Raw genomic sequence first — 17,999 nt, 5'->3', positions numbered from 1 at the left:
CGCCGCCGCGCACCCCGTTTCGACCGGGCGCGCCAAGCTGGCGCGTCGACGCTCGCCTGCCGGCCCCGACTACGCTGCCGGAGGATGCTCCTCGGGGTCGACGTCGGCGGCACGTTCACGGACGCGGTCCTCGTGTCCGGCGGACGGGTGTGGACGGCGAAGGCGCCGAGCACGCCGGAGGACCAGTCGGCCGGCGTGCTCGCCGCGATCGAGGCGGTGCTCGGCGACGCCGGCGCCGCCCCCGGCGACGTGCGCAGCCTCGCCCACGGGATGACGGTGGCGACGAACGCGCTGCTCGAGGGGCGCAGCGCGCGGACCGCCCTCCTCGTGACCGCGGGCTTCACCGACGTCGTCGCGCTCGGGCGCCAGGCCCGCCCCGAGCTGTACCGGCTCCAGGTCGCGGCGCCCCCGCCGCTCGTGCCCGCCGAGCGGCGCATCGCCGTCCCCGAGCGGACCGGGCCGGACGGTGTCCTCCGGGCGCTGACCGACGCGGCCGCCGCCGAGGTCGCGGAGGCCGTGGCCGCGCTCGACGTCGAGTCGGTCGCGGTCGGCCTCCTCCACGCCGACCGCCATCCCGGCCACGAGCGGCTGCTCGGCGACGCGCTCCGGGCGCGGCTCGGCGACGACGTGCACCTCTCGCTCTCCCACGAGGTCGTCGGGACGTTCCGCGAGGCCGAGCGGCTGACGACGACCGAGGTCGACGCCGCCCTCTCCCCGCTGCTCGCGCGGTACCTCCGCGCGCTGCTGGCCGGTGCCGCGACGGCCGGCCTGCCGGAGCCGCTCATCATGCAGTCCAGCGGCGGTCTCACCGACGCGGCGGCGGCCGCGGCACACGCGGCGTTCACCGTGCTCAGCGGGCCGGCCGGGGGCGCCGCCGCCGCCCAGCTCCTCGCCCGCGAGAGCGGCCTGCGTGACCTCGTCTGCTTCGACATGGGCGGCACGTCGTGCGACGTGTGCGTCGTGCAGGACGGTCGCGTGCGGCAGTCGGCGGGCCGCGAGGTCGGTGGCCGCCACCTCGCGCTGCCGATGGTCGACATCCACACCGTCGGCGCGGGCGGCGGGTCGATCGCCTGGGTCGACCCGGGCGGGGCGCTCCGCGCCGGCCCGCGGAGCGCCGGGGCGCGGCCCGGCCCGGCGTGCTTCGGCCATGGCGGCACCGAGCCGACGGTCACCGACGCGCACGTCGTCCTGGGTGCGGTGACGGGAACGCTGCCCGGCGGCATCCCGATCGACGCCGGTGCCGCGCGGATCGCCGTCGCCACCCTCGGCGCGGCCCTCGGGACCGACGACGTCGAGGAGATCGCGCGCGGCATCGTCGCCGTCGCCGACGCGGAGATGCTCGGGGCGCTGCGGGTCATGACCGTGCAGCAGGGGGTCGACCCACGCGACTTCACGCTGCTCGCCTTCGGCGGCGCGGGCGGCCTGCACGCCTGCGCGCTCGCGGAGGCGCTCGAGATGCGCCGGGTGATGGTCCCCGCCGCGGCCGGCGTCCTCAGCGCGCTCGGGCTCGCGGCCGCCGACCAGCGCCGCGACGAGGCGCGAACGGTGATGCTCCGCGGGGACGGGCTGACCGCCGAGGCGCTGCGGGCGGCGGCCGGGTCCGGTGCCGAGGTCGCCTGGGAGGCGCGCTACGCCGGCCAGTCGCACGAGCTCACCCTCGAGGGCGTCGCCCCCGATCCCGGCGCGATCGCGGACGCGCTGCGCCGGGTCCACGAGGAGCGGTACGGCTTCGCCCCCGCGACCGACGCCGCCGTCGAGGTCGTCACCGTCCGCCGCACGGTCCGCACGCCCGGGCCGGAGCTCACCCTCGCCACCGGGAGCACGGCCGCGCCCGGCGACGCCGGCGCCTGCGGCCCCCGGACGATCGCCCTGCCGGGCGCGACCTTCGCCCTCCGCGCGGGCTGGCGGATCACCGGCGACACGGGCGGCTGGATCGTCGCCGAGCGCGACACGGACGACCGGAGCCCCGCATGAGCGACACCGTCGACGCCGTGACGCTCCAGGTCACCGTCGGCGCCCTGCGCGCCGCGTGCCAGGAGATGGGCGCCGTCCTCGTCCGGGCCGCGCACTCGGCGAACATCAAGGAGCGCCGCGACTGCTCGACGGCGCTCTTCGACCCCGCCGGGCAGATGGTCATGCAGGCCGAGCACATCCCGGTGCACCTCGGCGCGATGCCCGCCTCGGTCGCCGCCGTGCTCGGCGAGGCGCACGCCCCGGGCGTCTCGTGGATCCTCAACGACCCCTTCGCAGGCGGCACCCACCTGCCGGACATCACGGTGCTCACGCCCGTCTTCGCCGAGGACGAGCGGACGCTCCTCGGCTTCGCCGCCACCCGCGCGCACCACGCCGACGTCGGCGCGCGCGAGCCGGGCTCGATGCCCGCGGACTCGACGACGCTCGCGGAGGAGGGCGTCGTCATCCCTCCCACGCGGCTCACCGCGGCCCTCGTCGACGAGCTCGTCGCGCAGATGCGCCAGCCCGCCCAGCGCCGCGCGGACCTCGACGCCCAGCTCGCCGCCAACGTGACCGGCGCCCGGCGACTGCGCGAGCTCGCTGCCCGCGTCGGAGCCGCGCGGCTGCAGGCGATCACCGACGCCGTCCAGGACTACGCCGAACGCCGCACCCGCGCCTGCCTGGAGGCGCTCGCCGACGGCGAGCGGACGGCGACCGACGTGCTCGAGGGCCGCACCGGCGAGGACCTCGAGCTGCGGCTCGCCGCCACCGTCCGCGGCGACGAGCTCACCCTCGACTTCACCGGGTCGAGTGCCCAGGACCCCGGCAACCTCAACTGCCCGCTCGCGGTCACGGTCTCCGCCTGCCTGCTGGCGCTGCGGGTCCTCACCGACCCGGACATCCCGCCCTGCGCGGGCGTCCTGCGCCCGCTCACCGTCACCGTCCCGCCCGGCACGCTGCTCAACGCCGCCGCCCCCGCCGCCGTCGCGGCGGGCAACGTGGAGACGTCCTCGCGCGTCGCCGACCTCGTCCTCGAGGCCTTCGGGCATGCGCTCGGCCAGGGGACGATGAACAGCCTCACGCTCGGCGACGACACCTTCACCTACTACGAGACCGTCGGCGGCGGGCAGGGCGCGAGCGCGACCGCCGACGGCCCCTCGGGGGTCCACGTCGCGATGTCGAACACGCGCAACACGCCGGTCGAGGCGCTCGAGCTCGAGTTCCCGCTGCGGGTCACCGAGTACGCGCTGCGCGGCGGCAGCGGCGGCGCGGGCGCGCACCGCGGCGGCGACGGCGTCGTCCGCGAGATCGAGGCGCTCGCGGAACTGCGCTTCAGCGTCATCGGCGAGCGCCGCCGCCACGCGCCGCGGGGCGCCGGCGGCGGGGCCGACGGGGCCCGCGGCCGGACGCTCGTCATCCGCGCCGACGGCACCGTCGAGGACGTCGGCGGCAAGGCGACCGGGACGCTCCGTCCGGGCGACCGGCTGCGTCAGGAGACGCCGGGCGGCGGCGGGTACGGCCCGGTGCCGTGACGCGCCGGCCCGCCCGGCCGGTGGAGCACGCCCACGCCCTCGCCGCTGCGGCTCTTGTCTGCGCCGGGGAACGCCGGCGTGGGCCGCGCACGTTAGGGGCTCTCCCCTATGGCGGGTGCGCGAGTCCGGAGTTAGCGTCGCGACGGGGACGGGACTCCCGCCACACATCACCACTCGAAGGGGAAACGCATGAACTCGCTCGGACGCGTGCCGGGAGCCGCTGTCGTGACGCTCGTCGCGGTCCTGCTGTCGTCGTCCCCGGCGGTCGCGGCACCGTGGGTCCCGCGGCTGCCGGGGACCCACGCGTCGACGAATCCGGAGCACTTCAACTCGCACTACTGCGACGGGTGCGACCCGCCGCTGACGTACGCGGGTGGGCGCGTCGCGGACACGACCGGTGAGGCGGGCCTGACGATCAGGCCGATCTACTGGATCCCGGCCGCCTCCAGGCCGTTCGACAAGGGGTACGTCGAGCTGACGTCGCGCTACATCACCGACATCGCCGCCGCGAGCGGGGCCACGGACAACGCGCTGTCGCTGACGCCGCAGTACTTCCAGAAGTTCCCGGGAGCGCAGACCTTTCTGCGCAATCGCTACACCGCGGAGCCGGCGATCATCGACACCCACCCGTTCCCTGAGGGCGACTGCGGGCCGTCGGAGGACTACACCTACTGCCTGACCGACGATCAGCTCCGCGACGAGCTCACGCGGCTGCGGACGGAACTCGGGCTCCCGACCGGCCTGGACCACTTCTACCCCGTGTTCCCCGCGCCGGACCTGCAGACGCAGGACCGCGACGGGTCCTACTCCGCGGAGGCGTACTGCGGATACCACCGGTCCTTCGGGTCCCACGCCTCGCCGATGGTCTACGGCAACGAGACCTACCTCGACGACGGCTGCGGCGAGGGGCAGTCGCCCAACCACAACATCCCGGCCGACAGCGCCATCAACGTGTTCAGCCACGAGCTCGCCGAGATGGTCACGGATCCCGTCGAGGACGAGGACGCCTGGCGCGACGGCAGCGGCGCGGAGATCGGTGACATCTGCGGCGACGACTACGGCAGGCCCCTGGGCTCGGCCGACCCCGGCGATCCGGACCACACGAAGTACAACCAGCTGATCAACGGCAACATGTACTACACGCAGACCGAGTTCAGCAACATCGCGTTCGCGAAGAAGGGCTTCGGCTACGGCTGCCAGCAGCGGGCCGACGCGGTGACACCTCCGGCACCGCCCGCCGGCAAGCTGGACCTCCAGGCGGTCGTCCCGACCCTCGCGGCGAACGGGAAGGCGAAGACCGACGTCTACGGCGTCGTGACCACGCCGGCCGGCGACGCGCTGGCCAACGATCCGGTGCAGTTCAACGCGTACACGTGGGCGGGGACGGGCGGCTGCGGCACGGTCTCCGGCGCGGACGCCAAGACCGGTGCCGACGGCACGGTGGACGCCACGTACACGGCGTCCAAGGACGACGCGATCTGCGCCGTCGTCCTCAAGGACGCGCTCGCCGGCAAGTCCACGACGGTGCTCGTCTACCAGGGCAGGTACCGCACCGTGGCGCCGAAGGGGGGCGACTCGTTCCCGACGCGCATCGCCGCCAACGGCAGGGCCCGGACGTTCGCCACGACGTTCCTCAACCGGTCCGGCGCGGCCATCGACCACGCCGCGATCTCGCTCGACCTGTTCCCGGGAAGCTCGGGCCGGACGCTCAAGGCCTCTCGCGTGAAGCTGTCCTACTCGCTGACCGGTCCGCGCGGCCGCTTCCTCCCGTTGCGGTTCACGGGATACCGGACGATCGGCGACGAGACCGTCTCGCTGCCGGTGGGCAGCCGGACCGGCCAGAGCATCGGCGCGCACCGGAGCCTGAAGGTCTACTACCGGATGACGATCCTGCCCGGCGCCTACACCGCCCGGGGAGCGGCCGACGTGTTCCACATCGGCAGCTTCCTCGACCAGGTGAACGCCGCCGCGGGCACCTCCGCGACGGTGGCCGAGACGCTGACGACCTACGTCAAGGTCGTTCCGCGCCGATGACCCGCGGACGACGGTCCGCCGGGTCGCAGGGGGGCGGCGGCCCGGCGGCCGGTCGCGGGCTTCGGGCCGGCGTCGCCGGGCTGTCGGCGGCGGCGCTCGGTGCCGCCGGGGTGCTCCTGGTCCCCGTCACGGGCTCCGCGGCCGGAGACCCCGCCCCCACCGCGGTCTGTCCGGCGGCGACGACGACGGCCGGCGGCGTCGTCCGCTGCGGGGCGCTGTTCGGCGGCGCGCGGCCACTGCGCCTGCCCGCCGACCCCTCGGTGACGTCCCGCTACGGGGCCTTCCGCCGCGGCAATGGCACGCACCTGAGCACGCGCGGCGGTCTGCTGAAGGTCACCGGCGCGATCGCCGAAGAGATCGGCAGGACGACGATGGCCGGCGGGGCCGGGCCCGGGTACGCGAGGACCGTCTACCTCGCCACGGTCTCCGGCAGGACGGTGACCGCGCTGAAGCCGGCGGTGATCATCACCGAGAGCGCGATCATGCGCCGCGTCTTCGGCGGGAGGGTCCTCGAGGGCCGCATCGGCGCCCGCGTCCCGGGGACCGACACCTACAGCGAGACGGTGATGCTGCCGATCCGCGTACAGCTCGCCGTGGCGACGAGGACCGGGGTCCTCTCCGGGCGTATCGAGAACGCGAGCCGCGCGGTGCGCGCGGCCGGCGGCCGGTGCCTCCCGTCGCTCGCGAAGAGCGGCGCGCGCGACCCGCTCACCGGTCGCATCTTCACGCCGCGCATCGGGCTGCAGCGACGGCCCTCCATGCACCTGCCGTTCGACGACGAGCTCATCGTCCGGTGGAGCACCTCGGCGAGCGACATGGGCCAGGCGTTCTACCCGAGCGTCGCCACGCTCATGGGCGCCGACCCGCTCGGCCGGCGCTGGAGGGCCTACATCCACGGCGTCCCGGACCTCGGCCCGGCACTCGACCTGCACCTCGCCTTTGGCGGCGGCGGGAGCTGCCGGTGATCCTCGTCCCATCCATCCGAAGGAGACCTCCCATGACGACACCGAACCGCATCCCGCTGCTCCTCGCCGCGGCCCTCGGGGCGGCGCTGCCGGGGACCGCCGCGCTGGCGACCCCGGCGACGCCCCCGCGGGCCGCCGGGGCCGCCGTCACCGCGTCCGCCGCGCAGGGGGAGGGCGACGAGATCCTCCTCGAGGTCGCCTCCACCTGGAAGCTGAAGGGGACCAGGATCACCGGCACCGTGACGAACGCCGACCGCTCTGCCCTGACCGGGACCGCGAAGGTCACCCGCGACTCGTCGAAGGGCACGCCGATCACGTTGGCGACGGGTGGCAGGCTCGCGGTCGCCGCCGGTCGCAGGCAGGTCGTCACGCTCACCCTCACCACCGCCGGCAAGCAGTACTTCCGGCACCGTCGGACGGCCTCGGTGGACCTTGCGCTCCGCGAGTTCGCCGGCACGCGCAGGGGCGAGGTGGGTGAGGGAATCGTCGTCCGCAAGGTGACCTGAGGCCGGTCGCCGGCGGTCCGGCGGCGCGCCGGGCCGCACCACCGGACGGCCCCCACCGGCTCGGACTGACCGACCCCTGACGCGCCCGCAGCACGGCCGGGCCCGCGCCTTCGTAGGATCGGCGCATGAGAGTCGCCTTCCTCGGCCTCGGCATCATGGGATCGCGGATGGCCGCGAACCTCGCCGCCGCCGGTCACCAGCTGTCCGTCTGGACCCGCACCGACGGCAAGGCCGCGGCCTGGGCCGCCGAGCACGGGGCGACCGCGCAGCCCACGCCCGCCGCGGCCGCCACCGGTGCCGAGGTCGTCATCTCGATGGTCGTGGACGGCCCGCAGGTCCTGGCGCTCGCCGGGGAGCTCGCGAACTCCGGCCACGGCGAGGGCCGCCTGCTCGTCGACATGTCGACGATCGGCCCCGAGGCCGCCCGCACCGCCTCCGCGGTCCTCGCGGCCGCCGGCTGGGGCTTCATGGACGCGCCGGTGACCGGCTCCTCCCCGAAGGCGGCGGACGGCACGCTCACGATCATGGCCGGTGGCCGCACCGAGGACTTCGAGCGCGTGCGGCCGCTCCTCGACGCCATGGGCGCCCTCGTCCTCCACGTCGGGGACACCGGCCAGGGGCAGATGGTGAAGCTCATCAACAACGCGACGGCCGCGGCGAACACGGCGGCGGCGGCGCAGGCGCTGCTCGTCGGCTCCGCGACCGGCGTCGACCTCGACGCGCTCGTGCAGGTCATGAACGCCGGCTCGGGCGGGAGCGCCGCGCTCGCGCTCAAGGCCGGGCCGATGCGCGAGCACGACTACACGACGCTCTTCAAGCTCGAGCACATGCTCAAGGACGTCCGGCTCTGCCTCGAGGAGGCCCAGCGCGCCGGGGTGCCGTTCTCCGCCGCGTCCGCCGCCCGCGACGTCCTCAGCGCGGCGATGGGCCGGGGCCTCGGCGACGCGGACTTCGTCGCCCTGCTCGAGCCCCTCGAAGGCCTTGCCGGCCGCCGCCTCTAGGACCCGGGCGCCGATGGACTTCCACCGCGTCGCGGACGCCATCGACGGCGTCCCGTTCATCGATCGCTGGCACGGCCGCGCGCTCTACGACCACGTGCGCGAAGCGGGCGCCCGCGACGTCCTCGAGCTCGGGACCGCCCACGGGGCCTCGGTCTCCTACCTCGCGGCCGCGGTGGCGGCGAACGGCGGCGGGACCGTCACGACCGTCGACCGCTACCACTTCCAGTCCCCCACGCCGGAGGAGACGGTCGCGCGCGCCGGGCTCGAGGGCGCCGTGACCTTCGTCCGGGTCGACCACAGCTCCTACACCTGGTGGCTCAAGGAGCAGGTCCAGGCCCGGAGCGACGCGGCCGGCAACTGCGAGCCCGCCTACGACTTCGTCATGCTCGACGGCTCGCACGACTGGCACATCGACGGCCTCGCGGTCCTCCTCGCCGAGCGCCTCATGCGCCCCGGGGCGTGGATGGCCCTCGACGACCTCGACTGGTCCTACGAACGCAGCGGCGTCGAGCGGCCGCCGAACCTCTCGGCCGACGAGATCGTCACACCGCACGTCCGCGAGATCTTCGACGTGCTCCTGCGGCCGCACCCCGCCTTCGGCGAGTTCCGCATCGAGAACGAGACGTGGGGCTGGGCGCGCAAGGTCCCCGGCGCCGCGCGGACCCTCACGCTCGAGCGCACGACCGTCGACCGCTCGATCCTCGCCGAGCGCGCCCTGCGGGCCGCCCGCCGCGCGCGCCGCGCGGTCCGCGAGCGCGCCGGGCGCTGAGGCCGGCCGGATCCGGACGGCGTCCGGCGGCGTTTCGCCCGGCGGTCCAGGTCCCGATCTGGGGCGTTCGCCCTCCGGTCGAGCGTCTACGCGCCAGGCATGCACAAGCTTTAAGTGTCAATTTGCAGGGAAGTTATGGGGTTTGCACCGTTGTTTGCGACAATGTGACAGCGCCGGGGCCGCCGCTTGCTTCTCGCAGCCGCCGCGACCCGCGTTCCCCTGTCTCCCAACTCCCCGACTTCGTTATGCCAATTGCTTTCAAGGAATGGGCGGTCACCGTCCGTGCTCTCGCCGAGGGCGAGCAGCTTCTCACGCTTCGTAAGGGTGGCATCCGCGAGGATGGCAAGCACTTCGAGCTCGAGCACGAACGGTTCTTCCTGTATCCGACCTTTGACCATCAGCGCAACGACCTCGTCCGCGCGTCTCACATGCCCGAGATGCGCCGCGCGCTCGAGGAGGGGGTCTGGCCTGACGGTGAGCCTCCGGCGCACGCGCTGACGCGCGACGGCGGGATCCCGCAGCCGGACCGCGTGCGCGTCCGTGCCTGGGCCGAGGTCGCCGCGCATTTCACGGTGTCGGACCCGCGGATCGTCTGCGACCTCTCCCCGTACTACGTGTGGACCACGGACTACGCGGAGAAGCGCCTCTCGTGGAAGCGCCGCGAGCCGCTGCACGTGCTGCTGCTCCGCACGTACCGCATCCCGCGCCCGGTGACCGTCAAGGTCCGTGACGAGTTCGGTGGCTGCCGCTCCTGGCTCGAGATCACGCGTGATCTGCCGTTCGAGGGCACGCCCGTCCTCAACGACGACGAGTTCGCCGGCGCCTCGGCCTCCATCCAGGCCATCTGCGAGGGCGCGAACATCCCCTCGCTGGTCTAGCCGTACCGCGCAACCTGTCGACCTCCGCCCCCGTCCCCGATCCGGTCGCACGCGCCACCCGCGCGCTGTGCATCGGCATCGGTGGCGGGGGCGACGTCGTGGGCGCCCTCGCCTTCGCCGTCTGGGCGCACGCCGCCTGCGGCCTCGAGACGGTCGTCGGGGGCCTCACCTGGGAGCGCCGGCCGGTCGACCCGCTCCCCGGCCCGCGCCGTCTGGGCGAGGTCGTCGGCGCCGAGCCCCTCAACCTCGCGGTCGCCGTCGCCGGGCCGGACACCACCGGACCGGGCGGCTTCGCGTTCGCCGAAGCCCGGATGGCCGGGTTCCTCGGCCGCCCCACCGTGCTCGTCGACCCGAACGCCGGGCCGGCCGCCGTGGGCCGCGCCCTCGCAGATGCGGCGCGGCAGCGCGGCGCCGACCTCGTCGTGCTCCTCGACGTCGGCGGGGACGTCCTCGCCCACGGCGGCGAGGCCGGCCTGGCGAGCCCCCTCGCCGACGCCGTCCTGCTCGCCGCCGGCCCGGCCTGCGCGGCCGCCGGTGTCCCGGTGCTCGGCGCGCTCTTCGGCGCGGGCTGCGACGGGGAGCTGAAGCCCGCCGAGGTCGCCGAGCGGCTGGCGGAGCTCGAGGCGACCAGCGCCCCGGTCGACCGCATCAAGCTGCCCGCCGAGCTCCTCCCCCGGCTCGCCGCGGCCGCCGTCACCGTCCCGACCGAGGCGAGCGCGATGGCGATCGCCTGCGCCCGCGGCGATCGCGGCGAGCGGCCGATCCGCGGCGGCCGCCGTCTCGTCGAGCTCACCGAGCTGGGCGGGCGCCTGTGCCTGTTCGACGTCGGCGCGGCCCTCGCCGGCCCCGCCCGCCTCGCGGCGGCGCTCGACCCGGACGGCACGCTCGCGGACGCCGACCGGCTGCTCGAGGCGCGCGGCATCCGGACCGAGCTCGCCTACGAGCGCGACGCCGCCGCGGCCGGCACCGTGCCGGACCCGCTCCCGTGAGCAGCTGGGAGGAGACCGACTCGCCGCACTTCGCGGCGCGTCACGACTCGGTCGACTCAGGCGACGTCGTCGCGGTCCTCGAGCTGCTCGAGGGCACCCGTCAGCGGCTCGGCCGCCTCTTCCCCGACCTGCCGGAGGTCGTCGACGTCGTCCTCCACGGGACCCGCGCGCAGCTCTACGCGGCCCAGCCCGAGCTCGGTCTCATCATGCGCCTGACGAGCCCGGCCGCCCGCCGCTACCTCGTCGGCTGGCCGACCACCGACAGCATGCACCTGCTCGCGCCCCGTCACGCCGACGCACGGGCGTCGAACGTCCCCGGATCGCACGAGATGGCGACCCTCGCCCCCGCCGCCCTGTACGCCCAGCTCGTCGTCGGGCACAACAACCCCGACCTGCCGCCCCCGTTCCGCGCCCGGTCGGTCCGCCACATGCTGCGCTGGGCGTGGCTGTGGGCCGGCGCGGGCCAGTTCTTCGGCGGCCAGACGCCCTACGCGCGCCCGGCGATCGCCCGGCGCCTGCGCGAGGGCGGCGAGCCGTCCTTCCCGCCCTCGGTGAAGGACGCGCTCCTGCTCGGCGGCAGCGTCCTGGACCTCCTGGCCCAGGAGCGCGGCGAGCAGCACGTCGTCTCGATCGCCTGCCGGCTGCCGGACGGCAGTCCCGAGAGCGCGCTCGAGCGTGCCTTCGGCACCTCGCTCGTCAACGCCGGGGGCCTCTGGCGCACCCACCTCGCGCGCCTCGCCGGGCAGCAGTAGCCCGCCGCGGTGCGGGCCCTCACGTCGTGAGGATCGTCCCGACCCAGAGGACGAGCGCGACGACGAGGATCGCGAGCGCCAGGCCGGCCGCGATGCGCCAGGGTGCGTCGATCGGCCCGCGCCCCTGATCGCCGGTGGTGACGTCGGCCGCCAGCAGGATCTCGCGGGCCGCCGCGGCCCCACCCTCCGGCACGAGGACGTCGCGGGGCCCCGCCGCGAGCATGTCGGGGACGTCGAAGCCGCGAGCGCGGCGGGTCATCGACGCGACGCCCTCCTCGAGGAGGAGGCCCTGGATCATCTCGGCCTCGGCCTGGTGCTGCGCGACGGCGACCCGGACGAGCTCACCGTCGAGGTACTGCCGCTTCACCTTGCGGGCCCGGGCGTGCGCCGCGGTCACGGGCTGGTCGACGCCGGTGGTCCCCGCGTAGACGAGGGGCATCCCGCAGTCCGGGCAGAACCGCTCGTCGAGGGCGTGCGTCGTCGCGCAGCGCGGGCAGACGAGGGGCTCGGACGCGGTCATCCGCCTCCGGTCACCTCGACGGGGACCTCGGTCACGTCGCCCTGCGGGGAGATGAGCCAGCTGCGGACGGTCACCTCGCCCTTCGTCCCGACGATGAGCCACTCGACCCCGGGCCAGTTGACCCCGAAGTTCACGTCGGTCGGCGAGGGCACCGGGTCCGAGCGCGTATGCGAGTGGTAGATGACCATGTCCGCGCCGGCGTCGTCGATCGCGAGGTAGGTCTCCCGGAGCACCTTCGGCTCGATCTCGAAGCGGAACGGGCTCGGCTGGGCGTTCTCGAGCTCGTAGACCTTCTCGGCCACGCCGTCGCGGACGGCGAGCATGCCGCAGCACTCGTTCGGCGCGTCGCGCAGCGCGTGGTCGATGACGACCTGGAGCAGGGACTGGTCGATCTTCACGACCCTGAACCTACTAACTGCGCCGCGCGGGTCCGCGCGGCGCAAGCAGTGGGCGCTACTCGGACTTCAGGGCGGCGCGATCGTCCTTGTCGGAGTCGCTGTCGCCACTGAGGGCGTCCTTGAACTCGCGCATGCCCTTGCCGACGGACTTGCCGACTTCGGGGAGCTTCTTGGGGCCCAGCACGATCAGCGCGATCGCGAGGACGATGATGAGTTCCATGGGGCCGACGTTCGGCATTGCGTCACAACCTTGTCGTTGATCTTCAGGACCCGCCTGCACATCGTAGGCGGGTCGGGGTCTGATTGGGTTAACGCAAGGTGGCGCGTTTTGGCTCACTCACCACCAAATTGTCGAATCGAGGTTCGCGACCTCGTCGACGGGCAGCGTGTACACGCCGGAGCTCAGGTACTTCCAGCCGTCGTCGCAGACGATGAAGACGATGTTGCCCTCGTCCATCTCGTTCGCCATGCGCACGGCGATCGACGCGATGGCCCCGCTCGACACGCCGGCGAAGACGCCCTCCTCGTCGAGGAGGCGACGCGTCCACACGATCGCGTCGTGGTTCGTCACGAAGATCTTCCGGTCCAGGACGCTCAGGTCGATGATCGGCGGGATGAAGCCGTCGTCGAGGGAGCGCAGGCCCTGCACGGGCTCACCCTGCATCGGCTCGGCGGCGACGATCTTCACGCGGTCGCCGAGCTCCTCCTTGAAGCGACGGCCGTTGCCCATGAGCGTGCCGCCCGTGCCGAGGCCCGCGACGAACGCGTCGACCTGGCCGTCGAGCTCCTCGAGGATCTCGACCGCGGTGCCGTTGTAGTGCGCGAGCGGGTTGGCGGGGTTGCCGTACTGGTACGGCATGTAGATCGTGGGGTCCTCGGCCGCGAGCTCCTGCGCCATGGCGACCGCGCCGTTGGAGCCCAGGTTGCCGGGCGAGTAGACGATCTCGGCGCCGTACATCTTCAGGAGCTGCGTGCGCTCCTGCGTGACGTTGTCGGGCATGACGACGCGGAGCTTGTAGCCCTTGCGGCTGCAGATCATCGCGAGCGAGATGCCGGTGTTGCCGGAGGTCGGCTCGAGGATCGTCGTGCCCGGGCCGATCATGCCCTTCTCCTCCGCGTCCTCGATGAGCGCCCGCGCGACGCGGTCCTTCACCGAGCCCGTCGGGTTGTGCGACTCGAGCTTGGCCCAGATGCGGACGCCGGGCTTCGGCGAAAGGCGCTTGAGCTCGACGAGCGGGGTGTTACCGATCGCGGCGACGATGTCGCTGTAGCGACCACCGCAGGGACGGTTCTGGAGCGGGAGCTGACCCATACTTCATAAAGTGTAGCCAGGGTCCGCGGGCGCCGAACATGCGTACGCGCCACGCGGCCGCCACCGGTTCACTGCGGGCGCGTGACGGGCACGCTGCGGGCCCGCCGGCGGTCCCGCGGCGGGGTTACCGGCCGCCGGCCATCGCCGGCAGGATGACGAGCGAGTCGCCCGCGCCGACCGCCGTCTGCAGGCCGTCGAGGACGCGCACGTCCTCGTCGTTGAGGTACACGTTCACGTACCGGTTCAGGTCGCCGTCGGAGCCGAAGATCTGCGCCTCGGTCTCGGGGTGCGCCTCGGTGAGGGACCGCAGGACGGCCTCGATCGTGTCGCCGTCGGCGGTGACCTCACGCTCGCCGCCCACGGACGGGCGCAGGACGGGGGGAATGCGGATGGTGGCCATGGTGTTGGTCCTCTGGGGTGGCTTGGGAAGGAAGGAGCGGGCGGCGGCGCGGCGGAGGGCCGCCGCGCGCGCGGGTGCGGGGACGGGCGGGGACGCTACCCCGCCGCGGCGCAGAACGCCTCGTAGTCGGGGAAGACGCCCATCTCCTCGTCGGTGATGGCCCCCGGCTCGCGGGAGCAGACGGGGCACTCCGGGTCGCGCCGGATCTTGACCTCGCTCGTCGACGCGTCGAGCGCGTCGTACATGAGCAGGCGGCCGATGAGCGGCGAGCCGGCACCGATGATGAGCTTCATGACCTCGGTCGCCTGGAGCAGGCCCATCGTGCCCGGGAGCACGCCGAGGACGCCGTTGGCGCCGCAGGAGGGCGCGAGCTCGGCGGGCGGCGGCACGCGGAAGAGGCAGCGGTAGCACGGCCCCTCGTACGGCGCGAAGACGCTGAGCTGACCCTCGAAGCCGAGGATCGCCGCGCTTACGACCGGGATCTTCAGGCGCACCGAGGCGTCGTTGAGGAGGTAGCGCGTCGGGAAATTGTCGACGCCGTCGACGATGATGTCGTAGCCCTTGATGATCTCCATGATGTTGGAGGCGTCGAGGCGGGTCTCGTACTTCTTCACCGTCACGTCGGGGTTCAGGGCGTTGATCGCCTGCTCGGCCGAGTCGACCTTCGGGAGGTCGACCGTGTCGGTGCGGTGGATGACCTGGCGCTGGAGGTTCGAGATGTCCACGACGTCGTCGTCGACGAGGCCGAGCGTGCCGACGCCCGCCGCCGCGAGGTACAGCGCGGTCGGGGAGCCCAGGCCGCCCGCGCCGAGCAGGAGGACCTTCGACTCCAGGAGCTTGCGCTGGCCCTCCTCGCCCACCTCGGGCAGCAGGAAGTGGCGGCTGTAGCGCTGGCGCTGGTCGGGCTTGAACGCGAAGGGGACCTCGACCTCGTAGCCGCGGTCCTTCCACAGCGTGTAGCCGCCGGTCATCGACTGGACGTTCTCGTAGCCCATGTCGCGCACGAGGGTGTTCGCGGCGTAGGCCGAGCGGTTGCCGGAGGCGCAGTAGAGGATCACCCGCTGGCCGCGGTCGGGGGCCACCGACTCGATGCGGGACTCGAGGAAGCCGCGCGGGATGTGGGCGGCGCCCGGAAGCTTGCCCGCGGTCACCTCCTCGGTCTCACGGACGTCGACGATCGTCACGCCTTCGTGGACGAGCTGGTTGACCTCGGAGGGGTCGACCTCGTCGATGCTGCTCTTGACCTGCTTGAGGAACTCTGCGCCGGAAGGGCTCACGCGGAAATCACCTGAATCTCGCTCGGGTTTACTTCACAAAATATAGCGACCTCGCGCGGGCACCACCGGCGACGGTGCCGCGCGCCGGGGCGGCGGCGGCGATCTGCCTGCTCAGAACGGCGTTCGGCCCCCGGTCCGGAGCCCTCCCGTGGGAAGGCGCCCGGCCCGGGGGCCGAACTTCTGCAGTGTGGTGCGGGTCCGGGCGGTCCAGGCTCGGAGGGTCGGAGCGGGGCCCGCCGCCGGGGTGGTGATGCGGCGGGCCTCTCCAGTGCTTGCTCACCAGGGGTATCGGACCGGACGCGGGACGCCGATATGGGGTGAAGACCCCAACTGCACCCCTGCCGCCTCCTCCCGGCCCGCCTCGCATGAACCGCCGCCCCACCCTCATCACCCAGCTGCTCGCGATCAACACGGTGTTGATCGCCGCCGTCGTGGTGGCGACGAGCGCGGCCGGGCGCCTCGACGTCTCGGTCGGCGCGCAGCGCAGCCAGTACGCGGTGCTCGTGGCGGGGATCCTCGCGACGGTCCTCGTGAACGGGTTCGTCCTGCGCCGCCGGCTCGCGCCGCTGCAGGCGATCATCGAGACGATGGAGCGGGTCGACCTCACGGAGGGCGGCCTGCGGGCGAGCGGCCGGGCCGACACCGAGGAGGTCGTCCGCCTCCACGCCGCCTTCAACCGCATGATGGACCGCCTGGAGACCGAGCGGGCCGAGGCCGCCGACGCCGTGCTCCGCGCGCAGGAGGACGAGCGCGCGCGCTTGGCCCGCGACCTGCACGACGAGGTCAACCAGGCGCTCACCGCCGTCCTCCTGCGCCTGCAGGCCACGACGCTCGCCGCCCCGCCCGAGCTGCAGGCGGAACTCCAGGAGACGCAGCGCGTGGCGACCGAGGCGATGGGCGAGCTCCGGCGCCTCGCCCACGAGCTGCGCCCGACCGCGCTCGACGACCTCGGGCTCGCCGCCGCGCTGCGCAGCCAGATCGACGCGTTCCAGGCGAAGGCCGGCATCGAGGCGCGCCTGCAGATGGGCGGCGACGTCGACGGCTTCCGCGAGGACGAGCAGCTCGTCGTCTACCGCGTCGTGCAGGAGGCGCTCTCCAACTGCGCCCGGCACGCCGGCGCGCGCCACGTCACGGTGTCGGTGCGGCGCAAGGGTGCCCGCGGGGTCGTGCAGATCTCCGACGACGGACGCGGCATCGACCCGCAGGCCGTCCGCGGGCACGGCCTCGCCGGCATGCGCGAGCGCGCGCGCCAGGCCGGCGGACGCCTCGACGTCCTCTCCACCCCCGGCGGCGGGACGACGATCGAGCTCGAGCTCGGGCGCACCGCGCCGAGCACCCCCCAAACCGCCAGGAGAGCATGGGCATGAGACTCATGATCGCCGACGACCACTCGATGGTCCGCGGAGGGCTCAAGCTCCTCCTCGACCGCCAGGCCGACCTCGAGGTCGTCGCGGAGGCGGGCGACGGGGCCGAGGCCGTGGCCGTCGCGCTCGAGCAGCGGCCGGACCTCTGCATCCTCGACGTCTCGATGCCGAAGCTCACCGGGCTGCAGGCGACGCGCGAGATCAAGCTCCAGGCGCCCGAGATCAACGTCCTCATCCTCTCGATGCACGACGACGAGCGGTACCTCTTCGAGGCGCTGAAGGCCGGGGCCGGCGGCTACGTCCTGAAGACCGAGGCCGACCGGGCGCTCGTCGACGCCGTGCGCGCCGTGTCCCGCGGCGAGCCGTTCCTCACGAGCGGCGCGCAGCGCCGCCTCGTCCGCGACTGGCTCGCGGACCCCTCGTCGGGGCCGAGCGAGCCGCTCAGCCCGCGCGAGCAGGAGGTCCTGAAGCTCATCGCCGAGGCCCACACGAACCGCGAGATCGGCGAGATCCTCCACCTCTCGGAGAAGACGGTCGAGTCCCACCGGGGCAACCTCCTGCGCAAGCTCGGCATGCGCGACCGCGTCGAGCTCGTCCGCTACGCGATCCGCCGCGGGCTCATCGAGGCCTGAGGCCGCGGCCCGGCCGCGGGCGCGACGTGCGGCCACGGGCGTCGCCTACCCTGTGGCGGCGTGCTCGCCCGTGTCCAGCTGACCCTCGCCGCCGTCCTCGGGCTCGTCGCCCTCGTCCTCGCCGGGGTCTACGTCCTCGGGCCGGACGGCGGCGTGAAGACGGGCTCCACCGCGCGGCTGGCGGTCGGCCCGTTCGGCTACGTCGGCGCGGTCGCCCCGCCCGGCCTGAAGGTCCGCGACTTCACGCTCGCCGACGAGGACGGGCACACGCGCTCGCTCGCCGCCGAGCGCGGGAAGGTCGTCGTCCTGACGTTCATGTACTCCACCTGCCAGGACACCTGCCCGGCGACGGCGTCGGCGATCCGCCTCGGCCTCGACGAGCTCGGCCGCGCGGCGGCGGACGTCCCCGTCCTCGCGGTGAGCGTCGACCCCGCCGGCGACACCGAGCTCAACACGAAGCGCTTCCTCCTGAAGCAGTCGCTCCTCGGGCGCATGCACTTCCTCCGCGGGACGCGGGCGCAGCTCGCCCCCGTGTGGAAGGAGTACTTCGTCCACTCGCAGGGGCCGGGGACCAAGCAGCAGGACGAGCACACGATCGAGGTGCTCATCCTCGGCCGCGACGGGCGGCAGGTCGTGAGCTTCCCCGTCGACGCGATCACGCCGGAGGCGCTCGCGCACGACCTGCGCAAGGTCATCGCGGCCAGGCACCCCGCCTGA

Annotated in this window: 19 protein-coding genes; 13 read left to right on the top strand and 6 right to left on the bottom strand. The window is 73.9% G+C overall.

The genetic code is table 11. The features are described from left to right. The first annotated feature begins 84 nt into the window (after positions 1 to 84). The 10 genes from NBH00_RS12310 to NBH00_RS12265 all read left to right on the top strand — a co-directional run bounded on the left by NBH00_RS12310 (position 85) and on the right by NBH00_RS12265 (position 11,379). The gene (locus NBH00_RS12310; protein WP_254573614.1) at positions 85 to 1,974 is read left to right on the top strand and encodes a hydantoinase/oxoprolinase family protein; all 1,890 of its coding nucleotides are present in this window, start codon (positions 85 to 87) and stop codon (positions 1,972 to 1,974) included. After that, positions 1,971 to 3,485 (top strand): hydantoinase B/oxoprolinase family protein, encoded by a 1,515-nt coding sequence (locus NBH00_RS12305; protein ID WP_254573613.1) that lies wholly within the window; start codon positions 1,971 to 1,973, stop codon positions 3,483 to 3,485. The genes NBH00_RS12310 and NBH00_RS12305 overlap by 4 nt, the downstream gene beginning before the upstream one ends. A gap of 189 nt (positions 3,486 to 3,674) precedes the next feature. Further along, a complete protein-coding gene (locus tag NBH00_RS12300; RefSeq protein WP_254573612.1) occupies positions 3,675 to 5,519 on the top strand; it encodes a hypothetical protein in 1,845 nt (614 codons plus the stop codon). Further along, complete coding sequence (locus tag NBH00_RS12295; protein WP_254573611.1) at positions 5,516 to 6,484, top strand: hypothetical protein; 969 nt, start codon at positions 5,516 to 5,518, stop codon at positions 6,482 to 6,484. Before NBH00_RS12300 ends, NBH00_RS12295 begins: the two co-directional genes overlap by 4 nt. A gap of 32 nt (positions 6,485 to 6,516) precedes the next feature. After that, positions 6,517 to 6,990, top strand: a complete 474-nt coding sequence (locus NBH00_RS12290; protein ID WP_254573610.1) for a hypothetical protein — start codon at positions 6,517 to 6,519, stop codon at positions 6,988 to 6,990. 125 nt (positions 6,991 to 7,115) lie between these two features. Continuing rightward, positions 7,116 to 7,991 (top strand): NAD(P)-dependent oxidoreductase, encoded by an 876-nt coding sequence (locus NBH00_RS12285; protein WP_254573609.1) that lies wholly within the window; start codon positions 7,116 to 7,118, stop codon positions 7,989 to 7,991. A 13-nt stretch (positions 7,992 to 8,004) separates the two neighbouring features. Beyond that, positions 8,005 to 8,760, top strand: a complete 756-nt coding sequence (locus NBH00_RS12280) for a class I SAM-dependent methyltransferase (RefSeq protein ID WP_254573608.1) — start codon at positions 8,005 to 8,007, stop codon at positions 8,758 to 8,760. A gap of 245 nt (positions 8,761 to 9,005) precedes the next feature. Then, positions 9,006 to 9,638: a DUF1802 family protein gene (locus NBH00_RS12275; RefSeq protein ID WP_254573607.1), complete on the top strand. Its 633-nt coding sequence runs from the start codon at positions 9,006 to 9,008 to the stop codon at positions 9,636 to 9,638. Next, complete coding sequence (locus NBH00_RS12270; RefSeq protein ID WP_367401325.1) at positions 9,605 to 10,627, top strand: DUF1152 domain-containing protein; 1,023 nt, start codon at positions 9,605 to 9,607, stop codon at positions 10,625 to 10,627. The genes NBH00_RS12275 and NBH00_RS12270 overlap by 34 nt, the downstream gene beginning before the upstream one ends. Continuing rightward, positions 10,624 to 11,379 carry a hypothetical protein gene (locus tag NBH00_RS12265; protein ID WP_254573605.1) on the top strand — a complete coding sequence of 252 codons (756 nt, stop codon included), beginning with the start codon at positions 10,624 to 10,626 and terminating at the stop codon, positions 11,377 to 11,379. The genes NBH00_RS12270 and NBH00_RS12265 overlap by 4 nt, the downstream gene beginning before the upstream one ends. Before the next feature lie 19 nt (positions 11,380 to 11,398). Here NBH00_RS12265 and NBH00_RS12260 read toward each other — a convergent pair whose 3' ends face one another. The 6 genes from NBH00_RS12260 to moeB form a co-directional block, all read right to left on the bottom strand. Beyond that, positions 11,399 to 11,899 (bottom strand): hypothetical protein, encoded by a 501-nt coding sequence (locus tag NBH00_RS12260; RefSeq protein ID WP_254573604.1) that lies wholly within the window; start codon positions 11,897 to 11,899, stop codon positions 11,399 to 11,401. After that, positions 11,896 to 12,297 (bottom strand): M67 family metallopeptidase, encoded by a 402-nt coding sequence (locus NBH00_RS12255; protein WP_254573603.1) that lies wholly within the window; start codon positions 12,295 to 12,297, stop codon positions 11,896 to 11,898. Before NBH00_RS12255 ends, NBH00_RS12260 begins: the two co-directional genes overlap by 4 nt. Positions 12,298 to 12,352: 55 nt before the next feature. Then, positions 12,353 to 12,535 (bottom strand): Sec-independent protein translocase subunit TatA/TatB, encoded by a 183-nt coding sequence (locus NBH00_RS12250; protein ID WP_254573602.1) that lies wholly within the window; start codon positions 12,533 to 12,535, stop codon positions 12,353 to 12,355. Positions 12,536 to 12,634: 99 nt separating this feature from the next. Further along, positions 12,635 to 13,609 carry a PLP-dependent cysteine synthase family protein gene (locus NBH00_RS12245; protein WP_254573601.1) on the bottom strand — a complete coding sequence of 325 codons (975 nt, stop codon included), beginning with the start codon at positions 13,607 to 13,609 and terminating at the stop codon, positions 12,635 to 12,637. A 124-nt stretch (positions 13,610 to 13,733) separates the two neighbouring features. Further along, a complete protein-coding gene (locus NBH00_RS12240; RefSeq protein ID WP_254573600.1) occupies positions 13,734 to 14,009 on the bottom strand; it encodes a ubiquitin-like small modifier protein 1 in 276 nt (91 codons plus the stop codon). Positions 14,010 to 14,104: 95 nt separating this feature from the next. Beyond that, the gene (gene moeB / locus NBH00_RS12235; RefSeq protein ID WP_254573599.1) at positions 14,105 to 15,286 is read right to left on the bottom strand and encodes a molybdopterin-synthase adenylyltransferase MoeB; all 1,182 of its coding nucleotides are present in this window, start codon (positions 15,284 to 15,286) and stop codon (positions 14,105 to 14,107) included. A 365-nt stretch (positions 15,287 to 15,651) separates the two neighbouring features. On the opposite strand from moeB, the gene NBH00_RS12230 reads away from it, so the two are divergent. The 3 genes from NBH00_RS12230 to NBH00_RS12220 are packed head-to-tail and all read left to right on the top strand — an operon-like array spanning position 15,652 to position 17,999. Beyond that, positions 15,652 to 16,653, top strand: a complete 1,002-nt coding sequence (locus NBH00_RS12230) for a sensor histidine kinase (RefSeq protein WP_254573598.1) — start codon at positions 15,652 to 15,654, stop codon at positions 16,651 to 16,653. Beyond that, the gene (locus tag NBH00_RS12225; RefSeq protein ID WP_254573597.1) at positions 16,650 to 17,282 is read left to right on the top strand and encodes a response regulator; all 633 of its coding nucleotides are present in this window, start codon (positions 16,650 to 16,652) and stop codon (positions 17,280 to 17,282) included. Before NBH00_RS12230 ends, NBH00_RS12225 begins: the two co-directional genes overlap by 4 nt. A gap of 60 nt (positions 17,283 to 17,342) precedes the next feature. Next, entirely contained in the window at positions 17,343 to 17,999 is a 657-nt protein-coding gene (locus NBH00_RS12220) for an SCO family protein (protein WP_254573596.1), read from the top strand.

It is taken from the genome of Paraconexibacter antarcticus (assembly GCF_024220175.1).
In the GTDB taxonomy this organism is placed as follows: Bacteria; Actinomycetota; Thermoleophilia; order Solirubrobacterales; family Solirubrobacteraceae; genus Paraconexibacter; species Paraconexibacter antarcticus.
The sequence above is the reverse complement of the archived record's forward strand: the minus strand, read 5'-3'. Positions and strand labels throughout refer to the sequence as shown.